At 64.5% G+C, this 20,085-nt stretch carries 20 protein-coding genes; 10 read left to right on the top strand and 10 right to left on the bottom strand.

The genetic code is table 11. The features are described from left to right. Positions 1–201 precede the first annotated feature (201 nt). The 4 genes from JQ507_12245 to JQ507_12230 all read right to left on the bottom strand — a co-directional run bounded on the left by JQ507_12245 (position 202) and on the right by JQ507_12230 (position 3,702). Positions 202–1,290 carry a TRAP transporter substrate-binding protein gene (locus JQ507_12245; GenBank protein ID QRI72179.1) on the bottom strand — a complete coding sequence of 363 codons (1,089 nt, stop codon included), beginning with the start codon at positions 1,288–1,290 and terminating at the stop codon, positions 202–204. Between the two features lie 308 nt (positions 1,291–1,598). Then, complete coding sequence (locus JQ507_12240; GenBank protein ID QRI72178.1) at positions 1,599–1,832, bottom strand: hypothetical protein; 234 nt, start codon at positions 1,830–1,832, stop codon at positions 1,599–1,601. A gap of 189 nt (positions 1,833–2,021) precedes the next feature. Next, entirely contained in the window at positions 2,022–3,155 is a 1,134-nt protein-coding gene (locus JQ507_12235) for an Mrp/NBP35 family ATP-binding protein (GenBank protein QRI72177.1), read from the bottom strand. 109 nt (positions 3,156–3,264) lie between these two features. Further along, positions 3,265–3,702 (bottom strand): VOC family protein, encoded by a 438-nt coding sequence (locus tag JQ507_12230; protein QRI72176.1) that lies wholly within the window; start codon positions 3,700–3,702, stop codon positions 3,265–3,267. A gap of 202 nt (positions 3,703–3,904) precedes the next feature. On the opposite strand from JQ507_12230, the gene JQ507_12225 reads away from it, so the two are divergent. The 5 genes from JQ507_12225 (at position 3,905) to JQ507_12205 (ending at position 9,117) form a co-directional block, all read left to right on the top strand. Continuing rightward, entirely contained in the window at positions 3,905–4,777 is an 873-nt protein-coding gene (locus tag JQ507_12225) for an NAD(P)-dependent oxidoreductase (GenBank protein ID QRI72175.1), read from the top strand. Positions 4,778–4,937: 160 nt separating this feature from the next. Next, entirely contained in the window at positions 4,938–6,380 is a 1,443-nt protein-coding gene (locus JQ507_12220; GenBank protein QRI72174.1) for an L-lactate permease, read from the top strand. Positions 6,381–6,538: 158 nt separating this feature from the next. After that, positions 6,539–8,143 carry a two-component sensor histidine kinase gene (locus JQ507_12215; protein ID QRI72173.1) on the top strand — a complete coding sequence of 535 codons (1,605 nt, stop codon included), beginning with the start codon at positions 6,539–6,541 and terminating at the stop codon, positions 8,141–8,143. A 154-nt stretch (positions 8,144–8,297) separates the two neighbouring features. After that, complete coding sequence (locus JQ507_12210) at positions 8,298–8,501, top strand: DUF1289 domain-containing protein (GenBank protein ID QRI72172.1); 204 nt, start codon at positions 8,298–8,300, stop codon at positions 8,499–8,501. A gap of 25 nt (positions 8,502–8,526) precedes the next feature. After that, entirely contained in the window at positions 8,527–9,117 is a 591-nt protein-coding gene (locus tag JQ507_12205) for a TIGR02281 family clan AA aspartic protease (protein ID QRI72171.1), read from the top strand. Between the two features lie 39 nt (positions 9,118–9,156). On the opposite strand, the gene catC is transcribed toward JQ507_12205, so the two are convergent. Both catC and JQ507_12195 read right to left on the bottom strand, forming a co-directional pair. Beyond that, positions 9,157–9,447 carry a muconolactone Delta-isomerase gene (gene catC, locus JQ507_12200; protein ID QRI73313.1) on the bottom strand — a complete coding sequence of 97 codons (291 nt, stop codon included), beginning with the start codon at positions 9,445–9,447 and terminating at the stop codon, positions 9,157–9,159. Between the two features lie 89 nt (positions 9,448–9,536). Beyond that, complete coding sequence (locus tag JQ507_12195) at positions 9,537–11,114, bottom strand: Pyoverdin chromophore biosynthetic protein pvcC (GenBank protein ID QRI72170.1); 1,578 nt, start codon at positions 11,112–11,114, stop codon at positions 9,537–9,539. 314 nt (positions 11,115–11,428) lie between these two features. Between JQ507_12195 and JQ507_12190 the strand changes: the two genes are divergently transcribed. From JQ507_12190 to JQ507_12170, 5 genes are all read left to right on the top strand, one after another. Continuing rightward, on the top strand, positions 11,429–11,995 hold the full coding sequence (locus JQ507_12190) for an FAD synthetase (protein QRI73312.1): 567 nt from the start codon (positions 11,429–11,431) through the stop codon (positions 11,993–11,995). Further along, a complete protein-coding gene (locus JQ507_12185) occupies positions 11,992–12,516 on the top strand; it encodes a flavin reductase family protein (GenBank protein QRI72169.1) in 525 nt (174 codons plus the stop codon). Before JQ507_12190 ends, JQ507_12185 begins: the two co-directional genes overlap by 4 nt. Positions 12,517–12,587: 71 nt before the next feature. Next, a complete protein-coding gene (locus tag JQ507_12180; GenBank protein ID QRI72168.1) occupies positions 12,588–13,457 on the top strand; it encodes an intradiol ring-cleavage dioxygenase in 870 nt (289 codons plus the stop codon). A 64-nt stretch (positions 13,458–13,521) separates the two neighbouring features. Then, the gene (locus JQ507_12175) at positions 13,522–14,700 is read left to right on the top strand and encodes a mandelate racemase (protein ID QRI72167.1); all 1,179 of its coding nucleotides are present in this window, start codon (positions 13,522–13,524) and stop codon (positions 14,698–14,700) included. Positions 14,701–14,889: 189 nt separating this feature from the next. Beyond that, complete coding sequence (locus JQ507_12170; protein QRI73311.1) at positions 14,890–15,786, top strand: LysR family transcriptional regulator; 897 nt, start codon at positions 14,890–14,892, stop codon at positions 15,784–15,786. Positions 15,787–15,795: 9 nt separating this feature from the next. Here the strand turns inward: JQ507_12170 and dusA are convergent, their stop codons facing one another. The 4 genes from dusA to JQ507_12150 form a co-directional block, all read right to left on the bottom strand. Next, a complete protein-coding gene (gene dusA / locus JQ507_12165) occupies positions 15,796–16,755 on the bottom strand; it encodes a tRNA dihydrouridine(20/20a) synthase DusA (protein ID QRI73310.1) in 960 nt (319 codons plus the stop codon). A 287-nt stretch (positions 16,756–17,042) separates the two neighbouring features. Beyond that, the gene (locus JQ507_12160) at positions 17,043–17,813 is read right to left on the bottom strand and encodes an HAD hydrolase-like protein (protein ID QRI72166.1); all 771 of its coding nucleotides are present in this window, start codon (positions 17,811–17,813) and stop codon (positions 17,043–17,045) included. After that, positions 17,810–18,655: a phosphodiesterase gene (locus JQ507_12155; protein ID QRI72165.1), complete on the bottom strand. Its 846-nt coding sequence runs from the start codon at positions 18,653–18,655 to the stop codon at positions 17,810–17,812. The genes JQ507_12160 and JQ507_12155 overlap by 4 nt, the downstream gene beginning before the upstream one ends. 69 nt (positions 18,656–18,724) lie before the next feature. Beyond that, positions 18,725–19,990 (bottom strand): extracellular solute-binding protein, encoded by a 1,266-nt coding sequence (locus JQ507_12150; protein QRI72164.1) that lies wholly within the window; start codon positions 19,988–19,990, stop codon positions 18,725–18,727. Positions 19,991–20,085: the final 95 nt, after the last annotated feature.

The raw sequence follows: 20,085 nt of genomic DNA, 5'->3' as shown, positions 1-20,085 counted from the left end.
TGCGCTCGTCGCGCTGCTTTTCTTTGCCGTCATGACCGGTGACCGATCGCGCGCCGCCTTCGTGCCGAGGCTTCGGCAGCGAGCATGGAACATCCCCCGGGCGAATGCCAGACGCAAAAAACCCGGCCCCCTTGCGGGGGCCGGGCTACTTAAGTCGAAGCTTTTTGGCGCGTTCGCGTCTCGCGAACGCCCGAAACGCCGTCAGCCGCGGGTGCGCGAGCGGATCATGAAGCTGTCGAAGGTGTACTCGGCAACCTGCCACCACAGATACTGGTCGGAACGGTATGCCTGCATGGCATCGATCGACTTCTTGAAGTCGGCGTTCTTGGCCGAGATTTCACCCCACAGCTCGTTGGTCGCCTTGAGGCAGGCCTCGAGCACCTCGTTGGTGAACGGACGCAGCTGCGTGCCGCTGGCGACCAGCCGCTTCAGCGCCGAAGGATTCTGCATGTCGTAGCGCGCAGCCATCCAGCTGTTGGCGTTGGCGGTCGCGTTGGTCAGGATCGCCTGGTAGTTCTTCGGCAGCGCATTCCACTTTTCGAGGTTGCAGTAGGCGTGCACGGTCGGGCCGCCTTCCCAGAAGCCCGGGTAGTAGTAGTACTTGGCGACCTTCTGGAAGCCGAGCTTCTCGTCGTCATAGGGACCGACCCACTCGGCAGCGTCGATCGTGCCCTTTTCCAGCGCCGGATAGATGTCGCCGCCGGCGAGCTGCTGCGGCACCACGCCGACCTTCTGCAGCACCTGGCCGGCAATGCCGCCGATGCGGAATTTGAGGCCGGAGAGATCGGCGACGGTCTTGATCTCCTTGCGGAACCAGCCGCCCATCTGGGTGCCGGTGTTGCCGCAGGGGAATCCGATCACACCGAACTTCTTGAAGAACTCGTTGCCGAGCGCCTCGCCGCCGCCCTGGTACCACCAGGAATTCTGCATGCGCGCGTTGAGGCCGAACGGCACCGACGCGTAGATCGCAAAGGTCGGGTCCTTGCCGACATAGTAGTAAGACACGGTGTGGCACATCTCGACCGTGCCGTTCGACGTCGCGTCCAGCGCCTGCAGCCCGGGGACGATTTCACCCGCCGCGAACACCTGGATCTGGAACTTGTTGTCGGTCATTTCGGCGACATACTTCGCCACCTGATCGGCACCGCCATAGATGGTGTCCAGCGACTTCGGGAAGCTCGAGGTCAGGCGCCACTTGATTTCAGGCGAGGACTGCGCGATCGCCGGCGCGGCAACCGCCGTCGCGGCAGCACCGGCCGCAGAAACTTTCAAAAAATCACGACGCTTCATCGTAAGGCTTCTCCTTGAGGGGCGTTTCCCAGTGATCGCAAGCAATTCTCCGGCAGGACGCTAGCACGTCCAGCCGAGGCGCTCTGATCGGCCCTTTAACACGGAAGGCGGCCTCACGGAAACGCGACAATGGCATGACCGCGCCAATTAAACGAAAGTCTGATGACGCGGGAATCTGCTGGAAATTGCAGGCTCAGGCCGCCGCGCCGACACCTTGCCGCTGGTCGCGGACCCTGCCGCCGACCGCGCGGTAAATCGCCGCGTGCGGGCCGTCCGGTTGTTTCTCAACCTCCGGGTGACCGTGGCAATCAGCGCCGCGTCGTCTCCCGCGATTTCTTGGCCTTGTCGGCCAAATGCCGCCCACGCCGGATCCAGCTTTGCGCGGTTGTCTTGCTGACACCATACATCTTCGCGATCGTCGCCGCGGCTTCGCCGATGGAGTCGGACTTCTTCGCAACGTTGAACGCCACCCGGGAGGCCTCTTCGCGCTTCTCCCGCGTCAGATGCTTGCGCTCTTTGTCTGCTTCGCGTGACGCTGCCATGTCGATGGTCGCTCCACGACCCTTCCCGCGGTTTCGGCTTCATCCCTGGCCGCCTTCAATTGATCGAAAGACGGTATGATTCGGCCAGTGCAGCACAAACATACAGGCCGGAACCGATTCAGCAATCGCCGCGGGGCGACAGGCCTGTGAAGAAAGCCCGCCGCGGCGCGCCGGAACACCAGCGCGGGCTCAGGCGGCGGCGATCACGCCTTGCAGCTGCTCGCGGACCTTGCCGCCGATCGCGCGGTAGATCGCCGCGTGCGGGCCGTCCGGTTCGCTCTCGACCACCGGGTTGCCGGAATCGGAGGCGGTGCGGATGGCGATGTGCAGGGGGATTTCGCCGAGGAACGGCACCCCGAGCTTCTCGGCCTCGTGGCGGGCGCCGCCATGGCCGAAGATGTCCGAGCGCGTGCCGCAATGCGGGCACTGGAAATAGCTCATGTTCTCGACGATGCCGAGCACCGGCACGTTGACCTTCTTGAACATCGCCAGACCGCGCCGCGCGTCGATCAGCGAGAGGTCCTGCGGCGTCGAGATGATGACGGCGCCCTTGAGCGGGACGTTCTGCGCCAGCGTGAGCTGGGCATCGCCGGTGCCCGGCGGCATGTCGACGACCAGCACGTCGAGCGTGCCCCAGGCCACGTCGCGCAGCATCTGGGTGATCGCCGACATCACCATCGGCCCGCGCCAGATCATCGCGGTGTCTTCCTCCACGAGGAAGCCGATCGACATGATCGACAGGCCGAAGCGCGCCAGCGGAATCATCTTCTTGTCGTCGTTGAGCTGCGGCTTCTCGCGGATGCCGGTCAGCCGCGGCACCGACGGGCCGTAGATGTCGGCATCGAGCAGCCCGACGCGCAGGCCGAGGTCGCGCAGGCCGAGCGCGAGGTTGAGCGCCGTGGTCGACTTGCCGACCCCGCCCTTGCCGGAGGCCACCGCGATGACGGCGGAGATGCCGGGGATCTCGGCCTGGCGCGCCATCGGTGATTGCGCGCCAGGGGGGTGCGGATGGCGGTGCGCTGACGCCGGCTGGACGCCGCCGGCCGGCCGCGGCGCGGGTGCCGCGCCGCCGCCCGCCTTGCGCTCCGCGGTCAGCGCGATCATCGCGACGCTGACGCCGGGCATGGCGCGCACGGCATTCTCGGCCTGCGCGCGAACGCTCTCCCAAGCGCGGGCTTCCGCGGCATCGACGTTGATCGAGAAGAACACCTTGCCGTCGGTGACCGTGATCGCCGACAGCACATTGGCGTTGGTCAAGGGGACGCCGCGGGGCGACATCACCTTGGCAAGGCAATCGAGAACCTGTTGCTGCGTCACGCTCACCGCGCATCTCCTGGGCTTCTAGCGGGCATGGTCTTGTTCGGAAAACCGCTTCGTACTTTCCCGGACCGTGCCCAAGAGACGACCCAATAGAGCGTTGCAGCGCAAAAGGCTACCTCGCTCCGACGTCGTCCCGCCGCTCGGCCGGTGCCGCGGCGCCGCCTTCCTTGGCGGCCTCGTAATTCAGCTCGATCATGACCCCGTTGGGGTCGTTCACGAAGATCTGCCAGAGGTCGCCGCCGGGAACCTGGCGTGAGTCGAATTCCATACCCTTGGACTGCAGCCGCTTCCGCATCCCGTCAAAGCCCTGGCTGGCAAAGGCGACGTGATGGACGACGCCCGAATCCGGCTTCTGCGCCTCGTCGGTCGCGGAGATGTCGACCAGATGCACGACAGCCTTGCCTTCGCTGTACATCCACGCACCGGGGAACGCGAAGTTCGGGCGGGCGCCCTTTTCCAGGCCCAGAACGTCCTCATAGAACCGCACCGTGGCGGCGAGATTCCGGGTCCGTATATTGAAATGATCGAGCACACCGACGCTCATGCCCATGCGAGACACTCCCTTTTTTGTGAGGTTCTTAGGTAGCCCGATCCTAGCACAAAACCGGGGCCTGCCATCCAACGAACCCGTTGCCCTCCGCTGCGCAGGGGGTATGGTGCGGCTCCTTCCATGGACGGAATGCCCTGCCCGGCGCGACGTTTTCCGGCGGTCTTGCGGGGCGATCACCACGGCAAATCACAAGGTATCAGACATGGCTAAAGTCGCTTTTCTCGGTCTCGGCGTAATGGGCTTCCCGATGGCGGGACACCTCGTGAAAAAGGGCGGCCATGAGGTCACCGTGTACAACCGGACCGCGGCGAAGGCGAAGGAATGGGCCGACAAGTTCGGCGGCAAGACCGCAGCCACGCCGAAGGCCGCGGCCGAAGGTCAGGACTTCGTGATGTGCTGCGTCGGCAACGACAATGACCTGCGCTCGGTCACGATCGGCCCCGACGGCGCCTTCGCCGGCATGAAGAAAGGCGCGACGTTCGTCGATCACACCACCGCTTCCGCCGAGGTGGCCCGCGAACTCGATGCCGCCGCCACCAAGGCCGGCTTCAAGTTCGTCGATGCGCCGGTGTCCGGCGGCCAGGCCGGCGCCGAGAACGGCGTGCTGACGGTGATGTGTGGCGGCAGCGAGGACGCCTATGCCGGCGCCGAGCCGATCATTACCGGCGCCTACGCGCGGATGTGCAAATTGCTCGGACCGGCAGGCGCCGGCCAACTGACAAAAATGGTCAACCAGATCTGCATCGCCGGCCTGGTGCAGGGCCTCTCCGAGGGCATCCACTTCGCCAAGAAGAGCGGCCTCGACGTCGCCGCCGTGATCGAGACGATCTCGAAGGGCGCGGCGCAGTCCTGGCAGATGGAAAACCGCTACAAGACCATGAACGAGGGCAAGTACGATTTCGGCTTCGCCGTCGAGTGGATGCGCAAGGACCTCTCGATCGCGCTGGCGGAAGCCCGCCGCAACGGCGCCACCCTGCCCACAACCGCGCTGGTCGACCAGTTTTATGCCGAGGTCGAGAAGATGGGCGGCAAGCGCTGGGATACGTCGAGCCTGCTCGCTCGCTTGCAGCGCTAAGGCCTCGGCACGCGGCCACGGTGACCCGCGCAGGCGGGTCACCTGCCATGCGGCGGCGTCTCGCAAATTCCGCACCCTCGACGGCTGCTGGCGGCTAGAAGTAGCGGCGGTTTGAAACTCGCCGTCGACGCCGGAAGCCCGTGAGGAAAGCGAGACGACCTTGGAATACCTGGTGTGGTCGCTCCCGTTCGTCGTCGTCGCGGCGCTGATTGCCACGGGACGCGCGTCCTCCACCACGGTGGGGCTGTTCGGTCTCGTGACCTCGCTCATCGTCGCAATGGTGGCGCCACCGCATCCGTTTGGTGCGCGCGATGCGCTCGGCGCGATCGCTCACGGTGGATGGCTGGCGTTGCTCGTCGGCGCCGTCATTCTTGGCGGATTATTCTTCCGCGAGGTGATCTCGGAGCATGGCGCGGCAGACGATCCGGCACCGGTCGCTCCGGAACGGCGTCGCAAACAGCTCTACACCACGTGCTTTCTGATCGGCCCGTTCGCAGAGGGGGCGACCGGCTTCGGCGTTGGCCAGGTCACGATTGCGCCGATGCTCAACGGCATCGGACTCGCGCCGCTCCACGCCATCCTGTTCGGGCTGTTCAGCCAGATGATGGTGTCGTGGGGCGCAATGGCCAACGGTACGATCGTCGGCGCGCAGCTCTCCGGGATTGCGCCGACCGACCTCGGCGTGCACAGCGCCCTGCTCACCGCGCCGCTTCTGATCGCCTGGCTCTGTCTGTTCTGGCGCATCGCCGCCCTCGCCAAGGTCCCCGGCACGGCGCTCGATTTCGTCGGCGAGGCGCTGTGCACGGCCGCGGCGGCCGGATTGCTGGTCGCCGCCAATGCGGTGTTCGGTCCGGAGGTGGCAGCACTGGCAGCGCTGGGACCACTGATCGTCGCACGATTTCTGATGAACGGCCGGCCCGATCGCGAGCAATGGCGGTCAGCGCTTCGCGTCGGACTGCCCTATGTCGCGCTGATCGCGGTGCTGATGGCGACGCGTGCGATCACGCCGGTGAACGAATGGCTCCGCCTTGCGCTCGCGGTAAAGCCTTTTGCCGACGGCCCGGCCTGGTTCCCGCTGCTGCATCCAGGCTCATGGCTGCTGGTGGTCGGCCTCGCCACGGCGATCGCGATGCGGCGGCCGGCGGTGCTTGCGCTCGCACGCGCATGGACCCGTGGCCGCAAGCCGATCCTGACCATCGGCTGCTTCCTTGCGATGGCGCAGGTGATGGCGACGTCCGGCCTCGCCGATGGTCTCGCAACGGGCCTGAGGTCGGGACTTGGCCCGCTCGCCGTTCTCGCAACACCGCTGTTTGCCGCAGCGTTCGGATTTCTGACCGGCAGCAGCAACGCCGCCAATGGCCTCCTGATGCCCGCCCAGATCGCGCTCGCAAGGGATGCTGCGCTCAGCCTGCCCTGGCTCGGCGCGATCCAGAACACTGCCGCCGCGGCCCTGACCATGCTGTCGCCGGTGCGGGTCGCAGTCGGCTGTGCGCTGGTCGGGAAGCCCGACCTTGAGCGCACCGTGTACTTGCGGGGCTGGCCGCTCGGTGCGGTTCCGCTCGCAATTCTGGTCGGCGCCGCAGCGCTGTTGCTGGTGCACTGATGCGTCATCGGCGCACCAGTGCAAGCCCGGCGCAAAAGTTAATTTAACCTCCGGTTAACGGTTTTCTTTAGCTCTTTAAGTCATCGCTTAATGATTTGGCGTCACAGATAGACAATGCAAAAGGCCCGCGCGGTACGCGGGCAGGATTTGTGTTGTTTATGAGTAATCCCGCAGAAAAGCCTGAAGTTGTAGCGCTTCCGGCAGGACCTCAGGTGGCAGCGCCGGTGAACAGCCGGCGCGTCGCTGCGCAGCGGGTGCGTGAGGCGCGGGATCGGTTAACGTCAACCAGTGGAACCCGCCCGGCGTTCGACGCCGAACTGCTCCGCCAATACGCCCAGACCCGGATCTCGGCGTCCTATGTCGTGATGCTGCTCGTGGTGGCAACCGGCGTGCTGTTCGGCCTCTGGATGAAGCCGATCGTGGCCGGCGCCTGGACGGTCGGCATCCTCTGTGTCCATCTCCTGATCATTCGCAACTGCTCCCGCTTCCTCGCCGAGCCGACTTCGGTCGCGGTGACGCGCAAATGGCGGACGCGCTTCGTGCTGCTCGACCTGCTCTACGGTCTGTGCTGGACCGCGATCCTGATCCACCCCGCCGGGCGCGATCTCGCTTCCAACACGCTGATGATGTTCCTGATGCCGCTGGTGATCGCGGTCTCCAGCATGCTGGCGGCGAGCCTGCCGATCGCAGCGCTCGCGGCGACCGTTCCGGTCACGGTCGGGATCGCGCTCGACCTCGTGCTCAACGGCGCGTTCGACAATTACGTGCTGGCGCTGCTGGCGCTTGCCGCCGAGGGCTATTTCGCCCTGCTGGCGCACCGCCTGCATTCGACCACGCTTGCGACCCTGGAGGCCCGTGCCGAAAAGGACGCGCTGATCGGCGAACTGGAACAGGCCAAGGCGATATCAGACGAGGCCCGGCACCGCGCCGAGTCCGCCAACGTCGCCAAGTCGCGCTTCCTGGCCCAGATGAGCCATGAACTGCGCACGCCGCTCAATGCCATCCTCGGCTTCTCCGAGGTGATGAAAAGCGAGATCTTTGGCGCGCATGCGGTGCCCGTCTATAAGGAATACTCCGCCGACATCCATAATTCCGGCGTGCACCTGCTCAACCTCATCAACGAGATCCTCGATCTGTCGCGCATCGAGGCCGGCCGGTACGAGCTGAACGAAGAGGCCGTGGCGCTGGTGCATGTTGTCGCCGACTGCCACCATTTGCTGAAGCTGCGCGCCTCCAGCCGCGGCATCACCATCCACGAAGTGTTCGAGCACGGCATGCCGAGGATATGGGGCGACGAGCGCGCCATCCGCCAGGTCGTGCTCAATCTGCTCTCCAACTCGATCAAGTTCACGCCGCAGGGCGGCGAGATCTGGCTGAAGGTCGGCTGGACCGCGTCGGGCGGGCAATATCTGAGCGTCAAGGACACCGGCAGCGGCATCGCCGAGGACGAGATCCCGGTCGTGCTGGCCTCGTTCGGCCAGGGCTCCAACTCGATCAAGTCGGCGGAACAGGGTGCCGGCCTTGGGCTGCCGATCGCGAAGAGCCTGATCGACATGCATGGCGGCACCTTCACGCTGAAATCGAAGCTGCGCATCGGTACCGAGGTGATCGTGACCTTGCCGCCGGAACGGGTGATGAGCGCACTGGCGCCGATGACGGAAGAAGCGCCGCCGGTGCAGCCGGAGCCCGCCGAGCCCACGATGGGCGCCGACCGGAAGCGTGTGCGCCGCAAGTCGATCATGAGTGCCGGCACCGGATTGTAGAACATGTCGCGGACAATCGTGACTAGGGTTTCGTTGCCAACAAATGCAAGGCGTTCGCGCCGAGACCATGCTCGCGACAAGGAGCCGGGGCGTGATGGCGCATCCCGTTTCGAGCGACTTGCACCAGCGGCCGAAACGGTTCAACAGTTGCAGCATGAGCTCAGAAACGCCGTGTATCGCAGTCTGCATGATGGAACCCAGGACGAAGCTCTGCTTCGGCTGCGGTCGCACGCTTCCGGAGATCGCGCGCTGGCACAAGATGGATCGCGCGGAGCGGCTGTCGGTGATGTCGACTTTGCCGGCGCGCATGGCCGATGCCGGGCTCGAGCGCATGGAGCCGCGCCCGAAGCGCGCCTGACCGCCGCCGCGAGCGGGGGCGCAGCATGACCCGCATCCTCCTCGTCATCCTGCTGCTGATGGCGACCGCCGGCGCGGTCGTCGCCTATGGCGATCCCGATCAGATCGCGCGCGCCAGGGAGAACCTGACCCAGATCTTCGGCCGCACCGTCGCCGCCGCAGCCCCCAGCTCCACCTCCGCCCCCGCGGTGCAGATCGCGCGCAGCCAGGGCGGCGAGTTCGCGTTCCGCGCCAAGATCAACGGCGTCAGCGCGCCGATGGTGATCGACACCGGGGCGACCTCTGTCGTCCTGACCTGGGAAACCGCCAAGGCGATCGGGCTGCCGACCGACATGCTGGACTACAATGTCGACCTGGAGACCGCCGGCGGCCACACCAAGGCGGCGCGGCTGACGCTCGATCGTCTCGCGGTCGGCAAGCTGGTCGAGAAATCGGTGCCGGCGCTGGTGGTGCAGCGCGGGCAGATGAAGACCAACCTGCTCGGCATGAGCTTCCTCGACCGGCTGGAGAGCTGGGGTGTCCGCTCCGACACGCTGTCCCTCACCGGCTACCCCGACGTCACCGGCAGCATCAGCACCTCGAGCCGCCACCGGCGTCCGCGCACGGCGATCGACTAGGACGCACGCGCCGACCTCAGTCACGCATACAAGCTTGTGCTACCGGTCGTCGTCGCGGATCGAGGACGGATGCCGGCACAGCGGCGTGACCTGGATTTCCATGAAGGGAAACAGCGGCAGGCTGGACAGGATGTCGTGCAACTCCTGCGCGCCCGATACGTCGAAGATGCTGACATTGGCGTAGCGTCCGGCCACCCGCCATAGATGGCGCCATGCCCCCGTGCGCTGTAGCTCCATGGCGCGGACGCGTTCGGCCTGCTTCAGCGCGTCGACCTTTTCGGCTGCGATGTCGTGCGGAATCCGTACATCCATTTCGACGTGGAATAGCATGGCGATGGGCTCACTTTGCAGAAATAATGGAGCCGCCGCGCAATCGCGGCGGCTCATCGATTTGTCTTACCAGATCGTCAGCCTTGTCGTCAGCCCTGTACCAGACCGCGGCTGACGAGATTGATGTCGTCGGGATTGACGAGGTCCTTCGCCGTCCAACCCGAGACGTCGTAGTCGCTCATGCAGTTGCGAACGAAATCCTGCATGGCGCCGAGATCGCCGGTGGCGCTCGCGGCCATCAACGTCTCGACGCGCAGATTCTCGTAATTGCCGGCATAGTTGCGCTCGTAGAGCTCGTGCCGGCCGCCGAACTCGGAGCCCATCGCGTCCCACAGCAGCTTGAGCAGCTTGATCCGGTCGATCGCCGCATAGCCGTTGGAGCCGCGCACGAAGCGGTCGAGATAGGGCCGAATCGCCTCGCTCTCGAGGTCGGCCGAACTCGACGGCAGATAGATCAGGCCGCTCGCGACATGGCGCTCGATCAATTCCTTGATCCGCGGATAGGCCATCGGCGCGAACACACGATAGGCCAGCCCGTAGTTCAGGTTAGGCAGATTGTAGCCCTCGGTGCCCTGCCAGGCGATCGGCGATTTCACCATCGCGTCGGCAATGCCGTGGAACAAATTGCGCCAGGCGATGACCTCGCCGACCGCGGTCTGCACGCCGCGGAAATCCTTCGAGCCGGTCGCCTCCACCGCCATCGAGAACAGGCCGGCGATGAAGTCGAGCTTGACGGCAAGCCGTGTCACACCGTGCAGCGTGAAGCGCGGGATGAAGCCTGACGCCGGGAAGAACTGGTTGATCTTGTCGACGTCGCCATAGATGAAGACGTTCTCCCAGGGCACCAGCACCTTGTCGAACACGAGGATCGAATCGTTCTCGTCGAAGCGGCTCGACAATGGATAGTCGAACGGCGAGCCGGTCGCGGCCGCCGTGAATTCGTAGGACGAGCGCGCGATCAGCTTGATGCCCTTGGCATCCATCGGCGCGGTGAAGATCAGCGCGAACGACTTGTCCTTGATCGGGATGCCGTAATGGGCGATGAAATTGTAGTGCGTCAGCGCCGAGCCGGTTGCGACCACCTTCGCGCCGGACACGATCAGGCCCGCGTCGGTTTCCTTCTCGACATGCATGAAGACGTCGCGCACCTCCTCGATGGCGCGATCGCGATCGATCGGCGGATTGACGATGGCATGATTCCAGAAGTCGAGCCGCTCCTGGGTTCGTGAATACCACTTCTTGGCGTTGCCGGCATATTCGCCGTAGAAGCCCGAATTCGCACCGAGCGTGCCGAGGAATGCCGCCTTGTAGTCCGGCGAGCGGCCCATCCAGCCATACGCGACCTTCTGCAATTCGGCGATCGCATCGCGGCCCCGCACAAGGTCGTCGGCCGTTTTCGAGCCGAGGAAGAACGGATGGGTGATCTGTCCCGAGCCGGTATCGGTGAGAACGCCGATCTGATCCTTCTTCTCGTGGAAGCGGTCGTACCAGCGCGCCACCATCCGGGCCGAATTGCGGAACGCGGGATGCTGGGTGACGTTCTTGACGCGCTCGCCATAGATGTAGATTTCGCGGCCGTCCTGGATGCTGTCCAGGAATTCCGCACCGGTATAGACGCTGGTTGTCGACGCAGGCGCGTCGGCCCGCAGAGCTGCTGCTGTCGTCATGGGTTTCTCCTCCGCTTGTGTCGCTCGACCGGCGGACGTCGCCGCATTGGCCTGGACAATCCCGTCACGCTCTTGGTCGGCGTGACATCGGAGGAAAAGCTACGCGCTCACCCGGAGCCGGCGAAAGGTATCACACCATACCGCGCCGGCCGCCGCGGCTCGCGCTATGACTTGGGTGCACCGACCGGACGCCAAGATCGTCCAGCGGACGCAGCGCCGCAGCTGACCATGCACAATGCACAGCACGGCAGAGGGAGCGAACCATGGGCAAGGGTTTTGACAGCAGCGCTGTCGCTTTCCATCGCGATGGGGAATTGGCCCTCGACGCCAGCGTCGTCACCATCGGCGCGTTCGACGGCGTCCATCGCGGCCATCAGGAACTGCTTCGGCAGACCATTGCGGCAGCGCAGCGCCGCGGTGTCCCGGCCGTGGTCTACACTTTCGATCCGCCGCCAAAGGTGTATTTCGGCCAGGCCGAGGCACTGATCTCGCTCGACGAGAAGCTCGATCGCATCGCAACATTTACGCCCGACCATGTCGTCGTCGCGGACTTCAACCAGATCTACGTCAGCCGCAGCGCGGCCGATTTCCTCGCCGAGTTGCAGCTCCTGCGGCCATGCGAACTGATCGTCGGCGAGGATTTCCGCTTCGGGTCCTGCAAGGGCGGCACCGCGCAGCTGCTCCGGCAGCACTTCAACACGCGCATCCTGCCGCCGGTGCGCTGCGGCAATGGCGAGATCGTCTCCAGCAGCCGGATCCGGAGCCTGCGGCGATCCGGTCTTGCGGCCGCCGCGGCGGCGCTGGAGAACTGGAAGGATATCGTGACCGCGCCGCGCGCCATTCGATCCCGTTTGGCCCAATTCGAGGTCGCAAACCAATGAGCACCATCGATCCGCGTGAGCTGCGCAACGCCTGCGGCCAGTTCGGCACCGGCGTCACCATCATCACGACGCATTGCGAGGGACGCGATCACGGCATGACGGCCAATGCCTTCATGTCGGTCTCGCTCGATCCGCCTCTGGTCGCGATCTCGATCGCCAAGAGCGCGAAGATGCTTCGCAACATCCAGAGCACCGGCCGCTTCGCGGTCAGCGTGCTTGCCGAGGGCATGGAGGATCTCGCCTGGCATTTCGCCGGCAAGCCGAAGCTCGACCTCCGCGACGTGTTCGAGCGCCGCAACGACCTGCCGGTCATCGCCAACGCGGCGGCGTACTTCGTCACCGATCTCGCCGACGAGATCATCGCCGGCGACCACACCATCTTCCTCGGCCATGTCCGCGAGATGGCACTGCAGCAGAGCACGCGACCGCTGCTGTTCTTTCGCGGCCGGTTCGGCAGCCTTGCCGACCCGCACCCCGCCCCCGCGATGCTGGAGAATGCGGCCTACGAATTTGTCTGGTGAATCGACCAGCCGAAATTCCCGAAAACGGGAATGCAAGCTTGATCAAACTGCAAGAAAAGGAGGAAACGACCATGCTGAACGTCAACAAGGACACCATCACCGACCACGTGATCGCGGCGCTCTCGCCGGATATCCCGGACCGCAACCGCCAGATCATGACCAGCCTGATCCGTCACATGCACGCGTTCTGCAAGGAGGTCGACCTGACCTTTGCCGAATGGTTCGCGGCTTGTGAATTCCTGCGCCGCGCCGGCGACATCTCGGACGAGAAGCGCAACGAGTTCATCCTGATTGCTGACATTCTCGGCGTCGAGGTGCTGGTCGACATGCTCGACCACCGGGTCACCGACGGCGAGAGCGAATCCACCGTGCTCGGGCCGTTCTACCGGGAGAATCCGCCGGTGCTGCCGAAGGGCGCCTCGATCATCAAGAAGACGTTCGACAACGCGCAGACCGTGAAGGTCAGCGGGCGCATCAGCGACACCGCAGGACGGCCGATCGAGGGCGTCACCATCGATGTCTGGGAAGATGCGCCGAACGGGCTCTACGATCTGCAGGACCCGGAGCAGCCGGCCTACAATCTGCGCGGACGCTTCACCACCGATGCCAACGGTGAATACGCCTTCGTGGCGCTGCGCCCCGAGCCCTACCCGATCCCCTATGACGGCGCCGGCGGCGAGCTGTTGAAGTACATGGGTCACCATCCCTGGCGTCCCGGCCACATCCACTTCATGCTCTCCAAGGACGGCTATCAATCGCTGATCTCGCAGATCTACGATTCCGAGACCAAATATCTCGACAACGACTCGGTGTTCGCCGTGAAGCAGAGCCTGATCGGCAAGTTCGCCAAGGCGCCGGCCGGCGCCGACACCGACCTCGTGCTCGAGTTCGACTTCAAGCTCAAGAAGGCGGCCGTCGAACGGCTCGTCGCGGCCGAGTGATGCGCATTCCGCCCCGCCAGGCAGAGCCTGGCGGGGTTCATTCTGATCTGACCTGTGAGGACATATGAGCCGTGCCGTGATTGAAATCGCCGAGCCCGTGGAGCACGTGCAGGCTGCCGCCAAGGACACTGCGATCCGCAGCATCCGCGCCACCATCGTGGAAGCGCCGACGCGCCGGCGGCACAAGCTCTCGAACACGGAAGTCACGCATCAGGGTTACGTGCTGGTGCGCGTGCTGCTCGACAACGGCGTCACGGGGATCGGCGAAGCCTCGACGCTCGGCGGGCCGCGCTGGGCCGAGGAGAGCGTGGAATCGATTAAGGCTGCGGTGACGAATTATCTGGCGCCGGCCCTGCTGGGACAGCCGGCCCTCGCCTTCGAGGCCAATGGCTTGCGCATGAGCAAGGCCGCGACCCGCAATTTCGCCGCCAAGGGCGCGATCGAATCCGCCCTGCTTGATGCCGCCGGCAAGACGCTCGGCCTTCCCGCCAGCGCGCTGCTCGGCGGCGCCGTGCGCGAGCGGATGGAGGTGATCTGGGCGCTGGCCTCGGGTGACAGCAGCCAGGAGTTGGAGGAAGCCAAGGAGAAGCTGCGGCGCCGCGAACACCGTCAGTTCAAGATCAAGTTCGGATTCGACCGGCCCCAGGCCGATCTGAGGCGGCTGCAGGCGCTGCGCGCCGGCCTCGGCGACGAGGTGCGGCTGATCGTCGATGTCAATCAGGGTTGGACCGAGGCCGAATGTATCCGCTTCCTGCCGGCGCTGGAGGAGCTGGACGTCGCCCTGATCGAGCAACCGGTCTCGGCGCTACAGCTCGAAGCCATGGCGCGGGTCGCGGCGCGCACCTCGATCCCGTTGCTGGTCGACGAAGCGGCCTTCACCAAGGAGGAAATTGCCCGCGTCGCGACGATGGGCTGCGGCAGTGTCTATTCGCTGAAGCTCGTGAAGAGCGGTGGCCTGTTTGAAATGAAGCGTGCGGCCGCGGTCGCCGGCGCGCATGGCCTCGAACTCTACGGCGGCTGCCTGCTGGAGAGCAGCATCGGCGCGGCCGCGCATCTCGCCGCCTTCGCGACCCTGCCCAAGCTCGAATGGGGCACCGAGCATTTCGGTCCGCGGATTCTCGTGGAGGACCTGGTCGTCAACCCGATCAAATTCGACGCGTTCGAGATCTGCGTCCCTGATGGCCCGGGTCTCGGCGTCGAGGTCGACGAGGACAAGATCCGTGCCTTCGCTCGCGAGGACTAGTCCGATGACGTCGTCCCCGCGGACAATTGACAATCCGGGGACCCACGCCCAGTCTTCGCGCAGAAACCATCGTCTCGAACGCGCGCTGATGACCACACGGCACCAAACCCGGCCAGCCTTCCCGGCAGCTTCTCTTGAAGCGCGTGGCCGAACGTCCGGCTAGCTCCCGTGACCGAGCGCGACGATGTCATGGATCTCAGGCGACTGGTCTATTTCGTCGCGGTCGCCGAGGAATTGCATTTCGGCCGTGCCGCATCGCGGCTCGCGATCGCCCAGCCGCCGCTGAGCCGGCAGATCGCGCAGCTGGAAAGCGATCTCGGCGTCATCCTGATCGACCGGAGCCGCAGCCAGATCCGGCTGACCCAGGCCGGTAGCGTTCTGCTGGAACGTGCCCGCGACGTGCTGGAGCGGCTCGACCGCACCCACCGCGAGATCAAGCGGATCGGCGAAGGCTTTTCGGGTCACCTGCGCGTCGCCTTCGTCGGATCGGCGACCTACGGCGTGCTGCCCAACGTGATCAAGGCGTTCCGTTCGGCCTATCCCGACGTCGAGCTTGCGCTCTCGGCGATGAACAATGCCGAGCAGAAGCGCGCGGTGATCCAGCGTGAGATCGATATCGCCGTTGCCCGCCCCTCGCTCGACGACGAGGAATTGAAATCGGAGCCGCTGCTGCAGGAGCCGTTGATCCTCGCGCTGTCCGACACCTCGCCCTTGCTCGAGCAGCAGGTCCCGCGGCTGGCGGCGCTGAAGGCCGAGACCTTCGTGCTCTACCCGCGCAAGCCGCGCCCGAGCTTCGCCGACCACATTCTCAACATCTGCCTCGAAGAGGGCTTCATTCCGAGATCGCAGGTGCTGGCGCAGGACTATCAGACCGCGATCAGCCTGGTGTCGGTCGGCGTCGGCATTGCGTTGGTGCCGAAATCAGTCTCGCAGGCCGAACGCCCCGGCGTCGCCTACCGCGCTTATGAGGGACACAATCCGGGCACCGCGCTGTCGCTGAACTACCGGCGCGACAACCGGATGCCGCACCTGTTCAATTTCCTCAAGGTCGCACAGGAGGTCGTGCGGCGTCAGCGCAAGCCGTAGTTTGTCGCGTCAGGCCGCCACGGCTGCGCGTGCGCGATCGTCAACCAGCGCGATCGCGTCGCGCAGCACGTTGACACCGGCGCCCGGCCGCACGCCGTTCTCCGCGAGGTGCCTGCGGAACGCCCGCGCGCCGGGAACGCCATGGAAGGCGCCGACGAAATGGCGCGTGATCGAATGCAGCCGCGTGCCTTCAGCCAGTTGCCGCTCGATATAGGGCAGCATCGCCGCGAACACGTCCTTCATCGTCGCATGTGGCGGCGTTTCACCGAACAGCTCGGAATCGACCGTGAGCAGCCGCCACGGCTCCTGATAGGCTGCCCGCCCCAGCATCACGCCATCGACATGCGCCAGATGCTGCTTCGCCTCGGCAATACTCTTGATGCCGCCGTTGATGGTGATGGGCACGTGCGGCAACGCCGCCTTGAGACGATAGACGCGATCGTAGTCGAGCGGCGGGATGTCGCGGTTCTCCTTCGGCGACAACCCGTTGAGCCAGGCCTTGCGCGCATGCACGACGAGCGCATCCGCGCCTGCGGCAATCACGCCGCGCGCCAGCGTATCGAGAGCGACTTCCGGATCCTGGTCGTCGATGCCGATCCGGCATTTCACAGTGACAGGGATTTTCACCGCGCGCTTCATCGCCGCAACGCCTTCGGCGACCAGCGCAGGCTCCGCCATCAGGCAGGCGCCGAACCGGCCGTCCTTCACCCGGTCCGACGGGCAGCCGACATTGAGGTTGATCTCGTCATAGCCGAAATCCTCGCCGATCTTCGCGGCGGTCGCGAGGTCGCGCGGATCGGAACCGCCGAGCTGCAGCGCCACCGGATGCTCGCTGGCATCGAAGCCGAGCAATCGCGCCCGGTCGCCGTGGATCACGGCACCGGTGGTCAGCATCTCCGTATAGAGCCGCGCCCGCCGCGACATCAGGCGATGGAAGACCCTGCAATGCCGGTCGGTCCAGTCCATCATCGGAGCCACGGAAAAGAGATAGTCTTGCGATTCCAATTATTTACCTTACACTTTCAATGGGATGAAGCACGAACGTGTGCACTCCAAACTAGCCCAAATTGCACACGTTTGTACCTGTTTTGACCTCTCATTGCACACGTAGAGCACACGAATTGCCATCGCCGTTGACCAGCTGGTTGCCCTTCGCGCAGGCCCGGAACCGTTGCGTAGGGCCGTTCCGTTAAATGCAGTCAATCGGGCTCGTCTTCCGGACTCCGCTTTGCCCTACTTGCTATGCATATCGAACGCTATAGGTCGCGCTCACTGGCACGGGCGTTTCCAAGCGCGTCATTTCTGAGCATCAACTCGGCAATATTCCGAGCGGAGCCATTGCCAATTCCTGCAAAGGCTATCCCAAGGCGCCGCGCGCCCTCCCCGTCGGTTTCAGGATTGTCGCCGATCACGATCGCCTCGCAGGATTCAACGCCCGCCTTCAGCAACGCAGCTCTGAACAGCGCCTCCTCCGGCTTTCCGATCGCCCGGTACCTCAGACCAGGCAAGCAGGTTTTGACGGCACCGAGGAGAGCTCCTGTTTCCGGGACAAGACCTCCGTCCGCGGCAGGGTGAGTAGCATCGATGTTGGCGACGATCAGTTCGGTGCCGGCGCTCAGCAGGCGCACCAACCTTTCAAGACGCTCATAGGTGAAGTCGACGTCGCGGGTCAGCAACGCGAAATCCGCGTCCCGGTCGGTGAGAACCAATCCTCTCATCGAGGCTCGAGCGGCCAGCGTCGCAGAGCCGATCAGCGCCAGCCTGGCTTCGGGTGACGCCATCGCGATCTCGTCGATCGCGGTCGCGCCCGCGAGGACGATCCGATCCGCAGGTAACGCAAGACCAAGCCGAGCAAGACGCGCCGCCAGCGTTTCCGGCGTATCCGTCGAATTGTTGGAGATCGCGATCAGCCGGTCTCCGAACCGGGACACCAGTTCGGATGCGCCTGGCAACGCCGTGTCTCCCGCAATCAGACATCCGTCGATATCGCAGAGGATGGCCTTGAAGTGATCGAGCCGAACCCTCATTCGACGAAGCGGCCTTCCACCGCAGCCCGGTCGTGCAGCCAATATGAAGGGCCGTCGTAGAGGAACTGCCGATGATGGACGGTCAGACCGTCGCCCGACACGCGGACCAGGGCAAAATCGGGCGGCTCGAGCGAGCCGGGAATCTTGTCCTCGGTCTCGAGGTCGAAACCGACCTGATGCATGATCGAGCGCTGCACATGATAGGGCACGCCCCGCCACAGCCCGAAAACAGGCCGATGGATGTGGCCGTGGAACATCGCATCCGGTCGGCGGCCGGCGCGCTCGAACGTCTCCCATTGTTCGTCGGCGTTGCGCACATTGTAGCGATCCATCGATCGCAAGCCGACCTTGCCGCTGTGATGATGCTGGAACAACAGCAGCGGACGATCCGCAGGTGCCTCGCGTAGCGCGCGCTCGAGAAACGCCAACCGACGTCCGCACAGGATGCCGACATGGGTACGCCCATCCTCGTCGAGCGTATCGAGCGTCAAGATGCTTGCGGCCGGGAAGACGCGCAGCGCCTGGACGAATCCGTTTCCGTCGTCATCGGCATTCGGGAACACGCTCCTGAACGGACCCCGCCTGTCGTGATTGCCGAGCATCAGGATCGGCGGAACCTGCAGCTTCGTAACGGCACCGGCAAAATTTTCGTAGGCCTCCCGTTGCCCGAGGTCGGTGAGATCGCCCGCGAAGATCACGAAATCAACCCTTGCATGATCCCGGTTGACGACCTCGATGGCCGCTTCCAGGCGCTCTCGCGGATCGAGGCCGTAGAACCTCTGGCCCGGCGGGCCGAAATGGCAGTCGGTGAGTATGACGAATTCGAGCGCCTGGTCGCTCATCGAAAGAGCCTCCATAGGGTTTTCGTTCGGGGGGCGGACGCGGCATTCGCGCATCCGCCCCGATCGATTTCACTTCTTGGCAAGAAGCTCGGTGACCTCCTCCTGCAACTCGCGCTGCAGGGCCGGCATGTCGTTGGCGCGTCCCACCACGATGGACTCGATGCCGTCGTAGATGACCTGCGTCACCGCAAGGCCGTTCGCGCCGGGATAGGGCTGCCATTCGCGCAGCAGTGGCAGCTGACGGACCGCCGTCTCCTTGTTCGGGTTCTGCTTGTAGAAATCGGACAGGATCAGCTCGTTCGCAGCCTTGTTCGGCGGCATGTAGCCGGTCGTGCGCGCCACGTCAGCCGCACCTTCGCCTGACGTGATGAACTTCAGCCACTTCCAAGACGCCTCGACCTTCTTCGCATCAGTTGACGTCGTGACCAGCAGCGCCGCATTGCCGCCGGCCGGCAGCCCCTTCGGTCCCGCAGCATCGATGCCCGGGAATTCATGGGTAACCAGCTTCCATTCGCCCTTGGACCGTTCGATCGCGCCCAATTCCGAGGTCGAGGTGAAGTACATCGCGATCTGGCCAGCGGCGAACGATTTCTGCGCATCAGCGAGCGAATAGTTCGGCATGTTGCAGCCCCGGAAGATCTTCTTCATCGTCTCCAGGGCTGTCAGGCCGGCATTGCTGGCGAGATTGAACCTGCCGTTCTTCATGAGCGAATCGCCCTGCGACCACATCAGGGTTTGCAGGAACCAGTTGCCGGTGATGTTCCAGGTCCAGAACAGCGGAGTCTTCACGCCGGCCGACTGCAGCTTGCCGCAGAGACCCACCACATCGTCCCATGTCTTCGGCAGTTGATCGGCCTTGGTGATGCCGGCCTTGGCCATCATGTCCATGTTGTAATAGCTGACCGGCAGCGAAATCGCGAACGGAAGCCCGTAGACCGCTCCGTTCGAGGTGCCGAGATCGAGCATCGCCTTGTGGTAACCGTCCTTGGCGAAATCAGGTTCTTTCGCGATATACGGCTCCAGCGATTTGGCGATCCCCTTCTCGACCAGGATCGCCTGCCGATTGAGGCCCTGGATCGTCACATCGGGGAGACCGCCGGAGGCCGCCTCGCGAAGGATCGTGTTGGTGCCGTCCTCGTAATCCTTGTAGGCGGCGCGCATCTTGATCTCGATGTCCGGGTGCTGCGCGTAGAATTTCGGCAGTATCTTCTGGAACGTGACGTCGAACAGATATGAGTAGGTGTAGCCGAACTCGACGACGGTCTTTTCTTCGGCGTTCGCACCTGACGACAATCCGAGCGCGAGCAGCGCGGCAGTGGCGAGAAGGCGTTTCAAGGTCATTCTCCATATGGTGGTGGTCGAAGGGAGGTTCAGCCGGATTGACGCTCGAGCCCGGACCTCCCCTTCTTCTCTTCCGCGGGATCGCGGAG

The organism is Bradyrhizobium sp. PSBB068 (genome assembly GCA_016839165.1).
Lineage (GTDB): Bacteria > Pseudomonadota > Alphaproteobacteria > Rhizobiales > Xanthobacteraceae > Bradyrhizobium.
This window is presented reverse-complemented; position numbering and strand designations above follow the sequence as displayed.

Bases quoted from the DNA above. Each gene is read 5' to 3' on its own strand.
- JQ507_12245 (QRI72179.1), bottom strand. From the start codon at position 1,290: ATGAAGCGTCGTGATTTTTTGAAAGTTTCTGCGGCCGGTGCTGCCGCG.
- JQ507_12240 (QRI72178.1), bottom strand. From the start codon at position 1,832: ATGGCAGCGTCACGCGAAGCAGACAAAGAGCGCAAGCATCTGACGCGG.
- JQ507_12230 (QRI72176.1), bottom strand. From the start codon at position 3,702: ATGGGCATGAGCGTCGGTGTGCTCGATCATTTCAATATACGGACCCGG.
- JQ507_12225 (QRI72175.1), top strand. From the start codon at position 3,905: ATGGCTAAAGTCGCTTTTCTCGGTCTCGGCGTAATGGGCTTCCCGATG.
- JQ507_12215 (QRI72173.1), top strand. From the start codon at position 6,539: ATGAGTAATCCCGCAGAAAAGCCTGAAGTTGTAGCGCTTCCGGCAGGA.
- JQ507_12210 (QRI72172.1), top strand. From the start codon at position 8,298: ATGAGCTCAGAAACGCCGTGTATCGCAGTCTGCATGATGGAACCCAGG.
- JQ507_12205 (QRI72171.1), top strand. From the start codon at position 8,527: ATGACCCGCATCCTCCTCGTCATCCTGCTGCTGATGGCGACCGCCGGC.
- catC (QRI73313.1), bottom strand. From the start codon at position 9,447: ATGCTATTCCACGTCGAAATGGATGTACGGATTCCGCACGACATCGCA.
- JQ507_12195 (QRI72170.1), bottom strand. From the start codon at position 11,114: ATGACGACAGCAGCAGCTCTGCGGGCCGACGCGCCTGCGTCGACAACC.
- JQ507_12185 (QRI72169.1), top strand. From the start codon at position 11,992: ATGAGCACCATCGATCCGCGTGAGCTGCGCAACGCCTGCGGCCAGTTC.
- JQ507_12180 (QRI72168.1), top strand. From the start codon at position 12,588: ATGCTGAACGTCAACAAGGACACCATCACCGACCACGTGATCGCGGCG.
- JQ507_12175 (QRI72167.1), top strand. From the start codon at position 13,522: ATGAGCCGTGCCGTGATTGAAATCGCCGAGCCCGTGGAGCACGTGCAG.
- JQ507_12170 (QRI73311.1), top strand. From the start codon at position 14,890: ATGGATCTCAGGCGACTGGTCTATTTCGTCGCGGTCGCCGAGGAATTG.
- dusA (QRI73310.1), bottom strand. From the start codon at position 16,755: ATGATGGACTGGACCGACCGGCATTGCAGGGTCTTCCATCGCCTGATG.
- JQ507_12160 (QRI72166.1), bottom strand. From the start codon at position 17,813: ATGAGGGTTCGGCTCGATCACTTCAAGGCCATCCTCTGCGATATCGAC.
- JQ507_12155 (QRI72165.1), bottom strand. From the start codon at position 18,655: ATGAGCGACCAGGCGCTCGAATTCGTCATACTCACCGACTGCCATTTC.